We start from the raw sequence: 18747 nt of genomic DNA on the forward strand, positions 1-18747 counted from the left end.
CTGTCTGTGTCACACGGCTTAGACCGGACCTGAAAAAGGGGTAAGACATGACCAAAGTAATGCAAGGTGTCCGTGTGCTTGAAGTGGCGCAGTTCACCTTTGTGCCAGCCGCCGGTGGTATTCTGGCCGATTGGGGTGCCGATGTTATCAAAGTGGAACATCCTGTGCGGGGTGATACGCAACGCGGTTTTCTGAACATGGGCGGTGTCACGCTCGATCCGCTGCGCCATACGCTGGTGGAACACCCCAATCGCGGCAAACGCAGTGTCGGCATTGATGTGTCCACGCCCGAAGGCCAACAGGTTCTCTATGAACTGGCCAAAACTGCAGACGTGTTTTTGACCAATTACCTGCCGCAGGTCCGCCAAAAGAATAAATTCGACGTCGAGCACATCCGTGCCGCCAATCCCAACATCATTTATGCCCGCGGCAGTGCCTTGGGTGATAAGGGGCCAGAGCGTGAAGTGGGCGGCTTTGATGGTACGTGCTTCTGGGCGCGCAGCGGCATTGCCCATGCCATGACGCCCGAGGAATTGCCCGGCCCCTTGGGCCAAGGCATCCCGGCATTTGGCGATTCCATCGGCGGCATGTTCATTGCGGGCGGCATTTCATCAGCGCTGTACCACCGCGAAAAGACGGGCGAAGCGGTAGAGCTTGATGTGTCGCTGCTATCAGCCGCCTGGTGGGCTTCGGGTGCGGTTATTGCGCAAGGGCTTGAAACCGGCATCCTGACGCGCAACGCCATGCCGCAATCGGGGGGTGGTGCCAAAAACCCGTTCATGGGCAATTATTGGACGTCTGATGGCGGCACGATCAACTTGTGCATTGTCAGCCCGACGGGCCTGATCCGCGATACCTTCAATCACGTCGGTCGCCCGGAAGCCGGCGATGACCCGCGCTTCAAAGATGTCCCCAGCCTGATCGAAAACGCAGCAGCAGCGAGCGGTATTCTGGCAGGCGCATTTGCCGCCCAGCCATTTGATTACTGGCGCAAGCATCTCAAGACCATGAAGGGCCAATGGGCGCCGGTCCAAAGCCTGATGGATCTGACGACCGATGAACAGGCCGTAGCCAACGACATGATCATCGAAGTCGAGGGCGCAGATGGTGGCGCTCCGCTGAAGCTGGTGCGCGGCCCGGTCCAGTTCAATCACGAACCACTGGTGACCACGCGCGCACCACAGGCATCGGAACATACCGAGCTGGTGCTGATGGAACTCGGATTGGAATGGGATCGCATTGAAGCATTGAAGGAAGTTGGCGCGATTGCCTGAAACATCGGTCTCTCTGGCTGAAATGGTGGGGCAGGCACTGGCACGCGATGCTGCCCTGCCCGCCATTGAATTCGAAGACCAATGGCACACTTGGGGTGATCTGCGTCGGATTGCTCATGAGCTGGACCGGTGCCTTGCTTCCAGCGGCATCCGGCCCGACGCGCCGGTCGCCTTCGTTCCGCGCAATACACCCGCGTCCATTGCCGCCTTGCTTGCACTGCTGGCGGGCCAGCGCACGGTGCGCATGGTCTATGCCTTCCAGTCGCCATCGGTCATCGGCAGCGAAATTGAGCGGTTGGCACCTGCTGCAGCTATTGTCGATTCAGCCGATCTGGCCAAAGATATTGCGCCGACGCTGGCAGAAGCGGGGATCGCCGGGATCGTCCTGAACAATGGCAGCGTTGCCCCGATTGCTGGAGCGCATCTGGCGCACGGGGAAGCTGCATTGCGTAAAGGGCCGCAAACGCCGTTGATTGAAATCCTTACCAGCGGCACAACCGGCCCGCCAAAGCAATTCCCGATAACGCACAAAATGATCGCAGAAAGCATGGTTGGCGCAGCGGCATTGAACCCCGCAGCGCAAGCTGCTGCTGCTACTTTGGCACCTTACCTGCTCTATTTTCCGCTAGGCAATATATCAGGCATTTATTCGACGATCCCGACGCTGGTTCGCGGCCAGCGAGCCTGCTTGCTGGACCGGTTCAGCATAGCCGACTGGCACCGGTATGTTTTGCGTCATCGCCCCACGCACAGCGGTATCCCGCCAGCCAGCATGCGGGCACTGCTTGATGCGGATATCCCCGTCGGCGATCTGGCTTCGATAAAGGCAATGGGCATCGGCGCGGCTCCGCTCCCGCCCGGATTGCAGCGTCAATTTGAACAGTGCTATGGCATTCCTGTGCTGCTTTCCTATGGAGCGACCGAGTTTGGCGGTCCCGTCTGTGCCTGGTCTCCTGATCTGCATGCACAATGGGGTGCGACCAAGCTGGGCAGCGTTGGCAGGCCCATCCTTGGCGCCCAATTGCGTATAATCGATCTTGAAACCGGAACAGAAGCAGCTTGTGGAACGGTCGGCCGCGTTGAGGTGATCTCCCCGAGAATCGGCCCGGAATGGATTCGCACGGCAGATCTCGGGTCCATTGATCAGGACGGATTTCTGTTCCTTGCCGGGCGAACGGACAGTGCCATCATGCGCGGCGGCTTCAAGATTCTGCCTGATACAATCGAGCGCGCTTTGCTGCAGCATTCCGCAGTGGCCGAGGTTGCTGTGGTTGGGGTTCCGGACAAGCGGTTGAGCGAAGTTCCTGCGGCAATGGTCTGTTTGGCAAACGGGATGCAAAGTACCACAGTTGCCACACTTCAAAGACATCTGAGAGATACGCTGCCATCGACGCACTTGCCGGTGCACTGGCTCATCACGGATTCGCTGCCACGCAACGCCTCGATGAAGATTGATCTTCAAGCAATCCGCTGTATTTTCAATACCTTGCATTCGCACGATCTATAAAAAACTACACCTCATCATTTTTCCGTTGACTTGCCATCCTCCTTAGCCAACAACTGTGTTCATTAGAGAGGAGAACAAAAATGCGCTCGACGGAGTCGAACAAGGCAAAAATTGCCAATCGCGTTATCGAAGTTCTTGATTTTTTTGATGATAATCACACCGAGGCCACGGTGATGGATATCGTGCGCAAGTACAATCGTCCGCAATCCAGCACGTCGGAATTGCTTTCAAGCCTCGTGAATCTGGGCTTGCTTTACAAGGATCCCGTCAGCCGGTCCTATTCGCCCACCCCGCGCGCTGCGCTGCTCGGTGCAGTGGCCCAGCCGGACTTTATCCGTGATGGCCAGTTGATGGCTATGGTAGACCGTCTGGTGGCGCAAACCGGCCTTGCGATTGCCGTGTTCGGCATGGTCGGACTCAACGTGCAGATCTTCTCGTGGCGTGGTGGCAACTCGAAGCTGTGTACGGCACGCCATGATGGTTTCAGCAGCGGGATGCAGGAACGCATGACCGACAGCGCCGCCGGCATGCTCTTGCTCTCCACGATCACGCAGCCACGTCGGGATGGCATGATCCGCCGCCTCAACGCCGAAGCACCCGAAAGCAAGCAGTTCCCGTTCTCGGAAATGTCCGCAAAGGTTGAACAGGTCCGTCAGTCCGGTTTTTCGTGCGGCATGGCCGGTTTCGGCTCGATTGCTGATACTTGTGCGGTTCTGTTGCCAAACCAGTCGCCTAATCGCCCGATCGCGATTGGCTTTGTTTATGAGCCTTCACATCAGGTTGATGCAGAAGCCTTGCGCCAGTTACTGGTCGAAGCCGTATCACACTGCGAAAAACAGCCGCCTGCGTCGGCTTCGGTTTTGCCAATGTCCTCCGCCGCTTGAGTGGCAATTTAGCGCATTAATCTCTCCAGATGGCGGTTCTCAAGCGAGGGCCGCCATTTTGCGTTTAAGGCTGAAATCAAAGAAGTTTCGGTGCACCGGGTAGTAGCTACAGCGCACCAATGCGCGCACCGCGCCAAGCTGTGCGGCGATTGCGTCGCAAAATGCAGTGGCGCGGGCAACTGTCAGGATATTGGGTTCCTCTTATCGGCGCATTTGTGGTTCAGGAGCGCGGGTCATTTTCTCAACCGCTTGGCGGCGCGGCATCGCCTGCGGTGCGGCAAATCCGGCGGCCAGTTCAGGCAGGACCAGAACCGGTCCCCTATCCAGATTGGCCAGCGCAAAGCGCGCAACGTCAGACGGTTCGGTAGCGGACACGCCGTTGTTTGCCCTATCTCAGACCGCTTGAGTGCCGGCGTGCGCGTGCATCCGATTATCAGCGCGGCCACATCGATGCCAAGCGACGCCAATTGGTCCGCAAAAGCCACTCCAACGCCCTCAGCCTCCCCGCCCCGGCAATTCATAACACGCAGCAAATTCGGTCACTTGGGGCCACCCAATTGAGCCCACCTCTCATCGCTCATCCAAGTATATTCAATATAGTGCCCGCAGAAGCTGCGCCCATCAAGATAGAGGAACTTGAGCAGATCGCCGTCATTCGCCCGTTCCAGCACAACCGGCAAATTCTGGTTGGCCACAGCGGCGCGGAGCGGCTCCCATTCGGGCACGCGCATGCAGATATGGTGGAAATGCATCAGCCCGCCATTGCTGACGCAATTACGGTAAATGCCTGATTCGTCGTCGGTTACCTCGATCAGTTCATATTGCAGATCACCAACCCAGATAAACGCGATCTTGCTCGCCACGCGCTTGATCCCGTCGGGCGTCCAGAGCATCTGCTCGATCGCAAAGGGCCGGACATTGCTGATATCCGCGCGAGCAGCAAAAGCTGCAATCGCGGCATCGATATCGTCACAGATATAGGCGTTCTGGTAATGATGCCCGGTAATCATGGCCGCAATCTTTCCTGTTCAGATCGGCAGGCTAGCAGCACGATGGAACCAGTGTCCTCCTACCCAGACAGTGATCGCCGAAGCGATTGGTAACAGGCTGGAAAGCCGCGCCGTGCTCCGCCATGCTCCCATCAAAGAGGAAATGGATATGGGCACCGGTCTGTTTGATTGCACTGGCAAAGTTACGCTGGTTACGGGCGGCAATGGCGGCATTGGCCTTGGTTTTGCGATGGGCGTGGCCAAGATGGGCGGCGATGTGGCGATCTGGGCGCGTAACGTGGAAAAGAACGCTGCGGCCAAGGCGGCCTTGCTGGAAGCGGGCGCTGGCCGCGTGGAAACTTACATCGTCGATGTCTCGTCAGAAGAGGCAATTCTGGCGGGCTATGATCAATTGATGGCCGATTTCGGCCGGATAGACTGCGTGTTTGCCAATTCGGGCGCATCACCGCGCTACAAATCGATCTTTGATATGCCGAGCGATCATTGGCACGATTTCCAGAAGACCGCATTGCACGGCGCATTCTTCACCTTGCGCGAAGGTGCGCGGCATATGAAGGCGCGCGCGGAAGCTGGCGAACCAGGCGGCAGTCTGGTTGCTTGCGGTAGCTTGTCGATGTTCCAAGGGCTTGCTGGCAAAGCGGAATACGCTGCGTCCAAAAGCGCGATTGCGGCAGTGATCCGCTGTCTCGCTGCTGAAATGGGCGAATTCGGCGTCCGCGCCAATGTCGTGGCTCCCGGCCTGATCATCACGCCAATGATGGGGCCAGCCGATGGCCCGGCAGTGCAGTACCTGAAGGGCCTTTATGAGCCGATCACGCCGATGAAGCGCGTTGGCGCGGTCGAAGATTTTGAAGGCATCGCCGCCTTTCTATGCTCCGATGCCTCATCGTTCCTGACCGGTGAAACGATCAAGATCGATGGCGGCTACATGATCCGCGGATAAGGACTGACCGATGGGACGCCTGCTGACAATTCACGCCGTCAACGACGTGCGCCTGGATGAATACGAACGCCCTAAACCGGGGCCCAGGGATGTCGTAATCAAGATGAAGGCCTGCGGCATTTGCGGCAGTGACCTGAGCTACATCAAGGTCGGCGGGATGAGCCAGAATGCCGACGGCACCACCGCGCTGGGCCATGAAGGCGCAGGCGAAGTGATGTTCGTGGGCAGCGAAGTGTTTGATATCACGGTCGGCCAACCGGTTATCGTCAACCCGATGAACACTCCCAGCTACATCGGCAGCGGCGGTCCGGAAGGCGCGTTCACCGAGGAATTGCTCGTGCGCGAGGCCCGGCTCGGGGATTCAATTCTGCCTATCCCCGCAGGTATTCCCTACGATATTGCCGCGATGTGTGAGCCGCTGGCGGTCGCCATGCACGGGCTGAACCGGGCCGAGGCCAAGGCCGGGACCAAGCTGGTGATCTATGGCTGCGGTCCGATTGGCTTGGGCATGGTAATGTGGGCGGTGGACCGGGGTTGCGATGTGATCGCGCTCGATCTTGCCGAAGAGCGGCTTGAGCGCGCGCGTGCACTGGGCGCAAAGACGATCAACCCGGCAACAGAAAACGCCGTCACCCAGATCAAAGCGATCCATGGTAGCGAAATGTACTTCGGGCGCGAACGGGCTTCAACCGATGCCTATATCGATGCGGCAGGAGCGCCGATGATCCTTGGCGAAGTGGTCTCCATGGCCAAACAACACGCGCGCCACGTTATCACGGCCGCTTACATGAAGCCGATAGAACTGCCCGCAGGCCCGATGTTGACGAGCGAGATGACCATTACCACAGCGGTTGGTTACCCCACCGAATTCCCCGATGTGGTAGCCGCCATGCCGTGGCTTGCCAGCCAAATCCGCCAGATCATCAGCCATCATGTGCCGTTTGACCGGATCATGGAAGGACTGGAAATTGCCGCTACGCCGCAATCGGCCAAAGTCATGATCGAATTCGGGGATGCCCAGGTATGAGCGATGACAACAAACCTGCTTTGGCAGGGCTGGTGCGCGCGGGCGATGCGCAGACAGAGGCAATCGCGATCACCAATTTTATCTGGCAAGTGAATGACATTTCTAACCTCTATCTGGTCAATACCGCCGATGGCGATGTGCTGGTCAATAGCGGGTTCATGGACAATGCCGCGCGCAATGTCAGTCTGATGGCTCCCCGACGGACGGGGCCGTTACGCCACATTGTCCTGACGCAAAGCCACGCCGATCACTTTGGCGGGGTGCCCGAATTCCAGGAAGCCGGAACCATCGTGATCGGCGGCCCCGGCTTTGATGAAGCTTGGGCTGATATGAAGCGGTTGCAACCGTTCTTCGGCCCGCGCAGTGGCAAGTTGTGGGGCAGCACGTTGAAGCGCGGCGGCACCCCCAAGCCTGCGCCGGACATCACGCCCGACCTGTTTGTCGATCGCGTCCACTCGTTCACCCAGGGGGGCCGCCGGTTTGAGGTGATCCATGCTCCCGAGGGCGAAACCGTCGACAATCTCATGGTATGGATGCCGCAGGAAAAGATCGCATTTACCGGTAACCTCGTCGGCCCGGTTTGGCTGTCGATGCCATTCTTCTGCACCTTGCGCGGCGATAAGCCACGGTTGGTGTGGAATACACTCAAAAGCCTTGAGAAGCTGAAGGCGTTGAACGCCGAGATCGTGATCACCGGCCATGGCCAGCCGATCCTTGGCAAAGACCGGATTCACGCGGATATTGACCGGATGATCGGCGCGATCACCTATGTCCGTGACTTTACGCTGGACGGGATGAATGCGGGAAAGACCGTACACGAATTGATGCGCGATGTGGAACTGCCCGATCATCTCCAGATCGGCGAATTCCACGGCAAGGTAAGCTGGGCTGTCAAAACGATCTGGGACGAATATGCCGGTTGGTTCCATTACGAAGATGGCACGACTGAGTTGTTCCACGTCCCACGTTTGTCCGTAAACAAGGATCTGGTTGAACTGGCAGGCGGGGCGGATGCTCTGGCCGTGCGGGCAGGCGTGCATGAAGCGGCGGGCAGACCGCTGGAGGCGCTCCATCTCCTCGACATCGCACTGGGCGTTGCACCTGCACATCGCGCCGCGCTCACGGTCAAGAAGGCCGCGTTGAATGCACTCCTGACGGCAAGCGGATCGAAGAACCTTTCGGAAACGATGTGGCTAAGGTCTGAAATCGCCCAAACCGAGGCCGCATTGGCAGCGACCTAGGCGGCGACGGCGCGCAGGCAGAATTGCCAGATATCTTCGGCAAGCCGCGCACGGTCTTCCAGATCGGGCAGGATGCGCTCTTCGGCGATCAACTGGCTGTGCACAGTGGTTGATACAAGGTTGTAAACCAGCAAAGCCATGCGTTCGATATTGGCTTCACGTACCAACCCTGCTCCCACACCGGCGCTCAATTGCTGCGCGATAAGGCTTACCAGAGGTTCGATGGCATGCTGCAATTGCGCAGGGCGCGCCTCTGCAAGTCTCAGGTGCTCGCGGCTTAGTGCGGCTGCTCGGCGGTTTTCCTGCCACTGGTCATTATCGCCCAGAAAACCATGCCCCATGACAATCCCGGTGACGATCAGACGTAACCGGTCAGTCGGGCATTCAAGCGCGCGCATATGCCCGGCAAAACGCTTTGCCGCATCGGCAAGCGTGAACTGAAACACCGCCAGGACCAGATCGTCCTTGGAGGCAAAGCGTTCGTAAAATGCGCGGCGGGCAAGGCCGGTATATGCCAGAACCGAACGGATCGTCAGGCCTTCCAGGCCTTCGCTGGCGAGCAGTTCGTATGCCGCCTTCACAATATGGTCGCGCCGCTCATCCACCAATAACGCCCCTGCGATGCACTAGCGAGACCTTCCGGAATTATTCTTCCATTTTGCGCTTAGCACGATATACCGGCGATGTCGAGAACGCCGTTCTCACCTTTAACCTGACAACACTGCAGGAGAATGTATGCCCGCCGTAACTTACGTCGAATTCGATGGAACACAGCATGTGGTTGACGTGGCCGAAGGTGAAAACGTGATGCGCGGCGCGCTCAACAATGATTTGCCGGGCATTATCGGCGAATGCGGCGGCGGCCTCGCTTGCGCTACCTGCCATTGCTATGTCGATGATGTCTGGGCCAATCAGGCCGGCACGCCTACCTCGAAGGAGGAAAGCGAGATGCTGGAATCGACGTCTGCCCCGATCAAGGCCACCAGCCGCCTGTCCTGCCAAATTTTCATGACCACGGCGCTTGACGGGCTTGTCGTCCACCTCCCCGAAACCCAGTACTGATCGCGAACAGGAACAGCATCATGCGCATCGATCCCGCGAACCCGGTTGCCCCAACCAACGTCATCCGCCGTTATGGCATGGACCAGATTCCCGATCACGTGCCACGCGATCTCATCCGGCAGGCTGGCATCATCTATAGCCCCGAATTTCTGGCCGACCCTTACAAGTTTTTTGCAGGCATGCATGAAAAGCTGCCACCGGTGTTTTACGATGTCGGGCCGTTCGGCAATGCTTGGGTGATGACGAAGCACGAAGACGCTTTGTATGCCCTGCGTCATTCGGAATACTTCTCGACCGAAGACGCAACCCCGTTTCCACGCGATCCGGCCAACTATTTCTACTTCATCCCGATTGAAATAGACCCGCCCGAGCACCGCAAGTATCGCAACATCGTCGACCCGCTTGTCAGCCCGCAAGGTGTTCTCAAGCTGGAAGAACGCATCCGCGCGCTGGCCAACGAACTGATCGATGATTTCATCGACAAGGGCGAATGCGAATTCGACGAAGTGTTTGGCCGTCCGCTGCCGGTGCTGGTGTTCCTTGACCTGATGGGCCTGCCGCGCAACATGTGCGACACGTTCGTCAGCTGGGCGATGGCGCTGCTGCATTCGAACGACCGCCAGATCATGGCCGATACGCTCAAGACCATCGGCGATTACCTGAAAACCGCCATAGCCGACAAGGAAGCCAATCCCGACGACGGGCTGGTCAGCCGGATTGCGCACGCAGAGTTTGACGGAAAGCGCATTTCCGAAAAGGAAGCGTTCGGGTTTGTGACGTTTCTGTTCATTGCGGGGCTGGACACGGTATTTGCCACTCTGAACAACATGTGGCTCTGGCTAGCCAACAATCCTGACAGGCGGCAAGAAATCATAGACAACCCCGAAAACATCAATGCGCAAGTCGAAGAGCTGTTGCGCGTGTTTTCGGTAACATTTTCAGGACGCACCGTGGCGCAAGATGTCGAAGTGCGCGGTGTAAAGATGATAAAGGGCGACAAGGTGACAAGCATCCTGCCCGCCTGCAACTTTGATCCCGACGTGTTCCCCAACCCGACCGAAGTGAATTTCAACCGGCCCAAGAAGATCATTCTGGCTTTCACCGTTGGCGTGCACAGTTGCATGGGTGCGCACCTTGCGCGGCTTGAGATCAAGATCGCATTGCAGGAATGGCTCAAGCGGATTCCGGATTTCAAGGTGAATCCGGGTGCCGAAACGATCTACCGCCCGGGCGGCGTGATCGGCCCTGAATCAGTGCCGTTGGTCTGGTAACGATCAGCGCTGGAACCGCTCGCCGTCAAAAGCGGCGAGCGGCAATCGGCCACTTTCGCTGAAGTCGCGAATTGTGGGCAACCGGTTTGCATTCTGCCGCCGTTCGTCCTGAAAGGTATAGCAATTGGCCGGTATGCGCCTGTGGTCGCTATGCTGCTCCAGCGTCATCACCCGGCCATGTGCAATAATCGTGGCCCATTGTAACAACCGCGCCGCTTGCTTCTCGGCCTCGCTTGGCAAAGCCGCAATCCAATCGCGTAAGCCGAACAGCGACAACCCTGCCACTGCCTCGGGCGATGACAGCACATCGTGATTGTGGATCAAGGCTAGCGCGAGTTCCTTGTTCACCCGGATTTGCGCAAGGATTTCTCCACCAACGGGATCAGCCACCGCGATCTCATAGAGCGTGGGCAAAGCATCGCGCGCATGTCTGGCTGCCAGCAGCGCCAAATCATGCAAATGGGTGCAGTTGGTGCGCTTTTCACCACGAGCGGCGGCATTCGCCAATTCCACGCCCACAAATGTGCGCACGAGGACGCCCATCGCACCGGGGCATGTGCTCCATGGCACGCGATCCATTTCGCTAGTCACCTCGGCGATAGTGGTGCCATCATGCCAAAGCGTCACCACCATCGCGTGATAGTCATCCTCAAGCGCCGCCGTACAGCTGCCTGAAGCGGGCGTTACACAGATCATGCGGCGATAGCCCGGCACATCGAAGGCTGACGCGCTCACGGCCAAGGTCAATCGCGCGCCAGCAGCAATGCTGCCGCCATCGGGCCGCCGCCAGAGGTAGCGACCGCCAGCCCGGGATCGCCCTTGATCTGGCGTGCACCGCCCTCACCGCGCAATTGCACAACCGCTTCAAAGGCAAAGCCAAATCCGTGCAGGCGTCCCCAGCCAAGTTGTCCGCCACCGGTATTCATCGGCAATTCGCCATCGAGCGCGATCCGCGTGCCACCTTCGATGAACTTGTGCCCCTCACCCACGGCGCAAATGCCAAGCCCTTCGAGCCATGTGATCGGCTGAAACGCAAAGCCGTCGTAAAGCTGGACCATATCGAGATCATTGACGGTATAATCGGTGTTCAACCACAAATCGCGCCCTGTGGGATAAGCCGACGCCCATTCGGCCTGATCCCAGCTATAGCGATCACATGATCCAGCAGTCGCGGCAATGCGGATCGGGGTTGTCTTGACCTCGTCCAAGGCATCGCCCGCTGACACAATCACGACGGTTGAAGCATCGGTAAACCGGTCACAGTCCCAGAGACAGAACGGCGATGAAATCATCCGCGTCTCCATGTACTTTTCCAGCGTTAGCGGTTCATCCACCATCGCACGCGGATTGAGCGCCGCGTTGCGGTGATCGTTGATGGCGATCTGCGCCAGTTGTTCACGCGTCATGCCATAGCGCTTCATGTGGCGCATGGCGAATTGCGCGGTCCAGCAAGCGGCTGAAAAAGCTCCAAACGGCGATACCCACTGCGAATTGCCGGTGATGTCCTTGCGACGTTCAAGCGGCGGGAACTCTTCAGGCCGCGCCATTGCTGCGGCTTCATAGACAGTGCGGAAGCAGATGATATGCCGCGCCAGCCCCGAACGCACTGCGGCAGCCGCATCGGCAATCGCGCCAAGCTGCGCCGTCGCCTCAGCCGCGCCTGAATGCCAGCGCGTTTTTAACCCGCAGGTTTCGATCACATCGTCCACGCCGATCGGCGAAAAGCCCAGAAACGTCTGCATCTTGCCCGGATAGGTTGCAACGCCATCGATCTGATCGAGGGTCAAACCCGCATCGGCAACAGCCTCTCGGATCGCATCCATTGTCAGGCCCATCGGAGAACGGGTCAGGCGGACGCCGACCTCTGACATGCCGATCCCGGTGATATAGGCTTCGCGTGCCATGATCAGACCATCCTCTCAAACAAGGGATACCAAATGCCGTCCTGCTCTTCGAACACGACCTGGACGCGATCATCGATATCCACGCTATCGACCGGGCAGTTGATGATGTTGGTCGTCAGGCAAACGTCTTCCGCACCATCCAGACGCACGCGTGCGATGACGAAGGGCACTTCCATATCGGGTGCCCACTTCTGGTAGTTCACCGTATAGGTATCGATAACGCCGGTTCCGGCGACGGCATGGGCGGCAACATTTTCAGATTGACAATGGCGGCAAAACTCGCGCGGGGGATGCGTGAATCCGCCACAATCGTTGCACTTACAGATGCTTAGCTGGCCATTGGCCCCGCCTGTCCAAAATGCCCGATTGTCTTTGTCGAGGCGAATGCGCGAACGCTGCCAGGTCATAATGGTGTCCTCCCCATGGATTAACCTTGCATAGCGCAGCCGCCCTGCAAACCAAGGCCAAGCCAGCCTTATCGCCGCGACGATTTGCCGCCCGTGCAGTTGATTGGCACCGCCGGTCCTGCGAAAGCTGATCGCAAGAAGCGATATAATGCAAGGAACGCAACAATGAGCGATCTGTTGGGATATAAGGGCAAGCGCGTCATCGTCAGCGGCTGCTTCTCCGGAATGGGCGAAGCAACAGCCAAGCTGCTGATTGATCTTGGCGCAGAGGTCCACGGGCTGGACTTTAAAGCCAGCGCTTTGCCCCTTGCATCGTTCAACCAGATCGATCTGCGCGACCCCGCTTCGATTGAAGCAGGCGTTGCAGCCATTGGCGGCAAGGTTGATGCCCTGTTCAATTGCGCCGGCCTGCCGGGCGGTGGCGCTTTCCCGGCGCTGGATACCTTCAAGGTCAACTTTGCGGGCACCCGTCATATCACCGAATGCGTTTTGCCGCTGATGGCCCAAGGTAGCGCGATCGTCAGCATCGCTTCAACAGGCGGTCTTGGTTGGAGCCGCCGCATCCCGGTGCACATGGGGCTGATGCAGACCAAAGGCTACGCCGGGGCGATTGATTGGGCTGAAGCCAACATGGATCAAGTGGCTGAGGGCTATGCGTTTTCGAAGGAGGCGGTGATCGTCTGGACGCAGTTCATGTGCGCCCAATTGATCAAAAAAGGCATTCGAATCAATTGCACGCTGCCCTCACCCACGCAAACACCGATGATGGATACCTTTCAGGCGACATCGGGCAAAGAGGTCATCGACGCTGCGGCAGAACCATTGGGCAGGTATTCAACCGCAGCTGAGCAAGCGCACGGTATTGTCTTGTTGAACAGCGCGCTTGCCGGGATTGTTACGGGAGTAGTCCTTCCCGTTGATGGCGGTTTCATGGGCTCGCTCGCTACGGGGCAGATCGACATTTCGAAGATGATGAGCCGCAAGTAGCCCGAGGCTTAAGGAATATCCGATGAATTTCGACCTGACCGAAGACCAGGAAATGATGCGCGACATGTTCGCGCGCTATCTGGACGAAAACAGCAGCATGATCCGCGTTCGCGCGGCATCGCAAACCGGGTTTGATCACGAACTTTGGCTCGGCCTTGCCGAACAAGGCGCGCTGTCGATCCGCGTGCCCGAGGCTGCTGGCGGTATGGGCATGGGCCTGTTCGATGCCGCCCTGCTGATGGATGAAGCAGGCCGCACGCTGGTTTCCGGGCCGCTGGCGGAATCGCTGGTCGCATTGCGGCTTTTGGCTTTGGCAGAGATCGAGACAGAACTGTTGGACCGCGCGCTGACGGGGCAATCAGTTGTCACCATCGCTTTGCACGATGTCGCCACAAACCCGGTTCAATGGATCGCAGGTGGCAGCGTCGCCGATGCGGTGATCGCGCGCCGTGGCAACGATGTGCTGCTGTTTGCGCTGAACCCTGCCGCGCATGCCGCTGAGCCGAGCCTTGCCAATACGCCAATGGCCGAAATCGATTTTTCTGCCATCTCCGGCACGCCGATCAACATCGATATGGCAGCATTTGCCGCCGGCGTGGAAGAATGGAAGTTGCTGATTGCCGCAGGCCTTGCCGGCCTATCGAAGGAATCGCTGAAGCTTGCTGCCGCGTATGCGTGCGAGCGCAAGCAATTTGGCCAGTTCATCGGCCAGTTCCAGGGCATCTCGCATCCGCTGGCTGATCTGGTTTGCGAAGCTGACGGTGCCAAAATGCTGGTGTGGAAGGCCATCCGCGATATTGCCGATGGCAAGGCTGAAGCAGGTGCCGCTGTGTCCATCGCAGCATGGTGGGGATCCATCACTGCAGCGCGTTGCGTGGCCCAGGCGCTGCACACCTTCGGCGGCTATGGCCTGACCACCGAATACGATATCCATCTGTACAACTTGCGGGCCAAAGCCTGGCCGCTGGTCTACGGCGATCCGGCCCTGCTGTTGGAAGAGGCGGGCCGCCGTCTTTACGCTGGCGAAGTGACACCTCTGCCCGATGCTGGCGATTGCCCGATCGAGTTCGATCTTGGTGAAGATGCAGCGCAGATGAGCGCGGAGATCAACGCCTTCTTTTCCAGCCAGGTGACTGACGAAGAGCGCGCGCAATTCCATTATAGCTGGGAAGGTTTTGTCCCCTCGGTCCACAAGAAGCTCTCCGAGGCAGGACTGCTCTTCCCTGGTCTTCCCGCCGATCTGCGCGGAAAGAAGCTTTCCCACTATGCGCAGATGGCCGCGATGGATGCATTTGAGCACCATGGCTATAACAACCCGGCAGCCAACGTCACACAGATGGTTGCGCTGATCATTCACCGCTTTGGCTCGGATGAATTGAAAAATGAAGTCCTGCCCAAACTCATGAACGGTGAGGCGATTTGCAGCCTCGGCTATTCCGAACCGGGTGCAGGGTCGGACGTGTTTGCCGCCCAGTGCAAGGCCACGCCCGTTGGCAATGGCTGGCGGATCGATGGCACCAAGATGTTCACATCGGGCGCGAACTTGTCGTCCTATGTGCTGATGCTGTGTCGCACCAACACGGAAGTTGCCAAGCACGCGGGACTGACGATGTTCATCGTTCCGCTGAAGGCCGAAGGCGTGACGGTGCAACCCGTTTACACCTTCCAGGACGAGCGCACCAACATCACCTTCTATGACAACGTCCAGATCCCCGACAGTTGGCGGTTGGGCGCGGTCGATGGCGGCGTGAAGACGATGAGCGCAAGCCTTGAACTGGAACACGGCGGCGGCTTCGGCAAATACATGCGCAAGATGCACGATGCGGGAGCAGCGGCCTGCCTCCAGATCACACAAGGCGGCAAACCGCTTATCGAGCAGACCCAAGCCCAAGCGCGTCTGGCGCGCACGATGGCGCATTTGTGGCTGGCCGAACTGATCACGTTCCGTGCGCAGTGGGTCATTGCAGAAAAGAAGCAGAACCTTGCTTATGGTCCGATGGCCAAGATGTTCTCGTCCGAGAAGTTCCTGACCGATGCGCGCGACTTGCTGGACCTGACCGCGCCGCATTCGCTATCGCTGCGCGAAGGCCCGACCGCCGAGCTGAACCTGTTCTATCGGCACGCGCAGGGCGCAACGATATATGGTGGCACCAGCGAAGTGCACCGGTCGATGATTGCAGAGCGCAACCTTGGCTTGCCGCGCACACGCGCTTAAGGATCACCGATGACTGAAGAACTGCAACTGCTAACCGACGAACAGGACGGCGTACTGATCGTATCGCTGAACCGGCCCGATAAGCTGAACGCCTTGTCTGCCGAAATTATGGAACTGTTCGAAGAGGCGCTGCTGCGGTTCCGCGATAATGATGATCTGCGGGTCATGCTCATCCGCGCTAACGGGCGCTATTTCTGTGCAGGTGCCGATTTGCGCGGTGGATCGCCAAAGCAGCAAAAGCGCACGGCCAGTGGCATTCGCGAAAACCACCGCCTCGGCCTTAACGGCATGCACCGCATCTATGACGAGATGGAGCATGTCGAAAAGCCGATCGTCGCTGCTATCCATTCCGCCTGCGTTGGTGGCGGTTTGGAAATGGCACTTTCGTGTGATTTCAGGCTTGCCGCCAAAGGCGCATCGTTTGCTTTCCCCGAAGGCCTGTTCGGGGTGCTTCCTGCCAGCAATGGCGTTAGCCGGTTGACCCGGATTTGCGGACCGCACTGGGCGCGCTGGCTGATCATGGGCAATCAAAAGGCGGATGCCGACAAAGCGCACATCATGGGCCTTGTCCACGATGTACTGCCGGACGAAGGCTTTGACCAAGCTGCCCTGGACTTTTGCCACCACCTGACCAAAAGCGATCCTGAACAAATGGGCGCTGCAAAAATCGCCATCGAATTGGCTGCCGAAGTCGGCCCCAGCATGGGCCGCCACGTTGAACGCATGGCCAACAGTGCGCTTATGCTCAATCCCGCATACCTCGCGCGGATCGACGAATACGTGAAGGGCATCGGCAAAAAGAAGTAGGCGCTCAGCCTTTTCCCTGCGCTCTTTGATCGGCAATCGAAAGGTGGAAAAGGCGCACTTCTGCTTCCAGGTAACGGCTTACGTCGGGCATCACCCGATCCGCCATGGCATCTCCAAAGTGCCGGTCTGTCGCGATGTTCACCGCACGCTCAAAGCCCATGTACAGCACGGTTGCCAGACTCACCGCCAAGGAAGTCCGCTCTGCCGGACTGCGGCCCATCTGCACCACCAGCAAATCGATCACCGGTCGTGCCGCGTTGATCCGCTGGTCGGTCTGCAAACGATCCTTGCGGTCGGCCATGGTGTTGCGCAAGTGCAGGATCGATGAATTGCGTTGCCAGAATTCATAGAACCCCCGGACAAACCGTTCGCAATGCTGGACCAGTTGATCATCGGGCCATGGCTTCCGCAAAATCTCAAGGTAGCTGGCCTCGGCCTCGGCCATCACCGGTTCAAGTAGCGCCACCACCAGTTCGCTCAGGTCTGCAAAATAGACATAGAGCGAAGCCATCCGCAAACTGGCGCGGCGGGCAACTTCGCTCAGCGTGATCTGGGTCGCGTCAGGTCCGTCGATGATCTCCTTGGCCGCGGCAAGAATCCGGTCACGCGTATCGCGCCCCTTTCGGCCAAGGCGCTGACCGTTGAGATTATGACTGACATCGGCGAGCGCAGGACGCTTCTTGTTAATTGTTGCTGACTGCGCCGCTACCATCCGCTTCTTTCACAAATCCTATTTGCGCCACGCGATCAATTTGGTCTCGAGATACTCTTCGATCCCTTCGACACCCCATTCGCGGCCAATTCCGCTAGCCTTGTAGCCGCCGAAAGGCAAGTCACCTGCGATACACATGCCGCCGTTGACGCTGATTGAACCGCTGCGAATACGCTTTGCCACGGCCAGCGCCCGGTCAAGACTGCCAGATGAAACGCCACCGGACAGGCCATAGCTCGATTCATTGGCAATGCGCACCGCATCATCATCGTCTTCAAACGGGATCACTACCAGAACCGGACCGAAGATTTCTTCCTGCGCAATCCGCATCGCATTATCGACATCCACAAAACACGTTGGCTCGATAAAGTAGCCGCCGCCTTTATCAGGACGCGCCTTTCCGCCTGCCAGCAATGTTGCTCCTTCTTGCTGACCCAATTCGACGTAAGACAGCACGCGTTCCATCTGGCGCTTCGAGATAACCGGCCCCATGATCTGCGTCGGGTTGTCAAAGTCGCCCCAGTTATCGCCGAAGTTGGCGTAAGCACCTTTGAGGATTGCTTTGGCTTCGTCATAACGGCTGCGCGGGACCAGCAGCCGCGAATGCACCGCACAGCCCTGCCCTGCGTGGAACACCAGCATAGTGGTCGCGACATCCATCGCAAAGTTTTCGGAATCTTCGAGTACAATTTTGGCCGATTTGCCGCCAAGTTCAAGGAAGACGCGCTTCATTGTGGCAGCGCCTTGCTCCATGATGCGCTTGCCAACGCCCGTCGATCCGGTGAAGCTGATCAGGTCCACGCGTGGGTCAGTGACCAGCATTTCGCCGGCAAGTGCTGCGTCTTCACCAAATACTACGTTCAGCACACCTGCCGGGAAACCAGCCTCGGCCGCCAGTTCGCCAAAGATTGACCCCATACCCGGAGTGTTGGGAGCTGGTTTCAGGATGACCGTGCACCCGGCGAGCAATGCCGCCACCACTTTGCCCACGTTTACGTAAAGCGGCACATTCCAAGGTGTAATCGCCCCGACAACGCCCACGGGCTCTTTCACAGCGACCCGCTCATGCATCATGCCGTAGGCAGCGCGCTCGCCATAGCTTTTTTGCCATTCCACCTGCGGGAACAGGTCAATGTAGTCTTTCCAGCCATCCATCGCCATGTCGACATGCGCACGCCCAACCGCACCGATCGCGGCGCCAGCTTCATTGCGGGCAAGGTCGGACAAACGCTCACGATTGGCATCGAACAGATCGTAAAGCTTCTGGACCAGCTTCACGCGCAACGCGATATTCGTAGACCAATCGGTTTTATCGAAAGCGCGCCGGGCAGATGCGATTGCCTCCTCAACATCAGCGGCCGTTGCATCAGCGGCCTTGCCGACCGGTTCACCCGTCCAGGGACTGATAATGTCGAACGTCTTGCCGCTTTGTGCATCGCGCAACTGGCCATCGATAAACAATTTGGCGTCCGGGAGCGTCGTCATGGAAACAGTTT

19 protein-coding genes are annotated in these 18747 nt (G+C 58.3%); 11 read left to right on the forward strand and 8 right to left on the reverse strand.

What is annotated here, in order from left to right:
* Positions 1-47 precede the first annotated feature (47 nt).
* The 3 genes from IP81_RS06880 (at position 48) to IP81_RS06890 (ending at position 3665) form a co-directional block, all read left to right on the forward strand.
* Complete coding sequence (locus tag IP81_RS06880) at positions 48-1274, forward strand: CaiB/BaiF CoA-transferase family protein (RefSeq protein ID WP_054107257.1); 1227 nt, start codon at positions 48-50, stop codon at positions 1272-1274.
* A complete protein-coding gene (locus IP81_RS06885; protein WP_231626254.1) occupies positions 1267-2781 on the forward strand; it encodes a class I adenylate-forming enzyme family protein in 1515 nt (504 codons plus the stop codon). The genes IP81_RS06880 and IP81_RS06885 overlap by 8 nt, the downstream gene beginning before the upstream one ends.
* 80 nt (positions 2782-2861) lie before the next feature.
* Positions 2862-3665: a helix-turn-helix domain-containing protein gene (locus IP81_RS06890; protein WP_054107259.1), complete on the forward strand. Its 804-nt coding sequence runs from the start codon at positions 2862-2864 to the stop codon at positions 3663-3665.
* A gap of 201 nt (positions 3666-3866) precedes the next feature.
* Here the strand turns inward: IP81_RS06890 and IP81_RS20110 are convergent, their stop codons facing one another.
* Both IP81_RS20110 and IP81_RS06895 read right to left on the reverse strand, forming a co-directional pair.
* Positions 3867-4040, reverse strand: coding sequence for a hypothetical protein (locus IP81_RS20110; RefSeq protein WP_157573113.1), 174 nt, complete (start codon positions 4038-4040; stop codon positions 3867-3869).
* 164 nt (positions 4041-4204) lie between these two features.
* Entirely contained in the window at positions 4205-4675 is a 471-nt protein-coding gene (locus tag IP81_RS06895; protein ID WP_054107260.1) for a VOC family protein, read from the reverse strand.
* Here IP81_RS06895 and IP81_RS06900 point away from each other — a divergent pair.
* Genes IP81_RS06900 through IP81_RS06910 form a run of 3 tightly spaced genes read left to right on the forward strand, consistent with a single transcriptional unit; the run spans position 4674 to position 7886 of the window.
* Positions 4674-5618, forward strand: a complete 945-nt coding sequence (locus IP81_RS06900) for an SDR family NAD(P)-dependent oxidoreductase (protein WP_231626255.1) — start codon at positions 4674-4676, stop codon at positions 5616-5618. The genes IP81_RS06895 and IP81_RS06900 overlap by 2 nt on opposite strands.
* 10 nt (positions 5619-5628) lie before the next feature.
* Positions 5629-6645 carry a zinc-binding dehydrogenase gene (locus tag IP81_RS06905; protein ID WP_054107261.1) on the forward strand — a complete coding sequence of 339 codons (1017 nt, stop codon included), beginning with the start codon at positions 5629-5631 and terminating at the stop codon, positions 6643-6645.
* Complete coding sequence (locus tag IP81_RS06910) at positions 6642-7886, forward strand: MBL fold metallo-hydrolase (protein ID WP_054107262.1); 1245 nt, start codon at positions 6642-6644, stop codon at positions 7884-7886. The genes IP81_RS06905 and IP81_RS06910 overlap by 4 nt, the downstream gene beginning before the upstream one ends.
* Here the strand turns inward: IP81_RS06910 and IP81_RS06915 are convergent.
* Positions 7883-8491 (reverse strand): TetR/AcrR family transcriptional regulator, encoded by a 609-nt coding sequence (locus IP81_RS06915; protein WP_231626256.1) that lies wholly within the window; start codon positions 8489-8491, stop codon positions 7883-7885. The genes IP81_RS06910 and IP81_RS06915 overlap by 4 nt on opposite strands.
* 130 nt (positions 8492-8621) lie before the next feature.
* Here IP81_RS06915 and IP81_RS06920 point away from each other — a divergent pair, with 130 nt between their 5' ends.
* Both IP81_RS06920 and IP81_RS06925 read left to right on the forward strand, forming a co-directional pair.
* Complete coding sequence (locus IP81_RS06920) at positions 8622-8948, forward strand: 2Fe-2S iron-sulfur cluster-binding protein (RefSeq protein WP_054107264.1); 327 nt, start codon at positions 8622-8624, stop codon at positions 8946-8948.
* A gap of 20 nt (positions 8949-8968) precedes the next feature.
* Positions 8969-10219, forward strand: coding sequence for a cytochrome P450 (locus IP81_RS06925; protein ID WP_054107265.1), 1251 nt, complete (start codon positions 8969-8971; stop codon positions 10217-10219).
* 3 nt (positions 10220-10222) lie between these two features.
* On the opposite strand, the gene IP81_RS06930 is transcribed toward IP81_RS06925, so the two are convergent.
* Genes IP81_RS06930 through IP81_RS06940 form a run of 3 tightly spaced genes read right to left on the reverse strand, consistent with a single transcriptional unit; the run spans position 10223 to position 12530 of the window.
* Positions 10223-10954 carry a DUF2889 domain-containing protein gene (locus IP81_RS06930; RefSeq protein ID WP_157573114.1) on the reverse strand — a complete coding sequence of 244 codons (732 nt, stop codon included), beginning with the start codon at positions 10952-10954 and terminating at the stop codon, positions 10223-10225.
* An 8-nt stretch (positions 10955-10962) separates the two neighbouring features.
* On the reverse strand, positions 10963-12129 hold the full coding sequence (locus tag IP81_RS06935) for a thiolase family protein (protein WP_054107266.1): 1167 nt from the start codon (positions 12127-12129) through the stop codon (positions 10963-10965).
* Positions 12126-12530: a Zn-ribbon domain-containing OB-fold protein gene (locus IP81_RS06940; protein ID WP_054107267.1), complete on the reverse strand. Its 405-nt coding sequence runs from the start codon at positions 12528-12530 to the stop codon at positions 12126-12128. The genes IP81_RS06935 and IP81_RS06940 overlap by 4 nt, the downstream gene beginning before the upstream one ends.
* Positions 12531-12695: 165 nt before the next feature.
* On the opposite strand from IP81_RS06940, the gene IP81_RS06945 reads away from it, so the two are divergent.
* Genes IP81_RS06945 through IP81_RS06955 form a run of 3 tightly spaced genes read left to right on the forward strand, consistent with a single transcriptional unit; the run spans position 12696 to position 16539 of the window.
* Entirely contained in the window at positions 12696-13517 is an 822-nt protein-coding gene (locus tag IP81_RS06945) for a coniferyl-alcohol dehydrogenase (RefSeq protein ID WP_054107731.1), read from the forward strand.
* Between the two features lie 22 nt (positions 13518-13539).
* Positions 13540-15732 (forward strand): acyl-CoA dehydrogenase, encoded by a 2193-nt coding sequence (locus IP81_RS06950; RefSeq protein WP_054107268.1) that lies wholly within the window; start codon positions 13540-13542, stop codon positions 15730-15732.
* 9 nt (positions 15733-15741) lie between these two features.
* On the forward strand, positions 15742-16539 hold the full coding sequence (locus tag IP81_RS06955) for an enoyl-CoA hydratase/isomerase family protein (protein ID WP_054107269.1): 798 nt from the start codon (positions 15742-15744) through the stop codon (positions 16537-16539).
* 4 nt (positions 16540-16543) lie between these two features.
* On the opposite strand, the gene IP81_RS06960 is transcribed toward IP81_RS06955, so the two are convergent.
* On the reverse strand, positions 16544-17251 hold the full coding sequence (locus IP81_RS06960; RefSeq protein ID WP_054107270.1) for a TetR/AcrR family transcriptional regulator: 708 nt from the start codon (positions 17249-17251) through the stop codon (positions 16544-16546).
* A gap of 18 nt (positions 17252-17269) precedes the next feature.
* Positions 17270-18736 carry an aldehyde dehydrogenase family protein gene (locus IP81_RS06965; protein ID WP_054107271.1) on the reverse strand — a complete coding sequence of 489 codons (1467 nt, stop codon included), beginning with the start codon at positions 18734-18736 and terminating at the stop codon, positions 17270-17272.
* Positions 18737-18747: the final 11 nt, after the last annotated feature.

Source organism: Novosphingobium sp. AAP83 (assembly GCF_001295795.1).
Lineage (GTDB): Bacteria > Pseudomonadota > Alphaproteobacteria > Sphingomonadales > Sphingomonadaceae > Novosphingobium.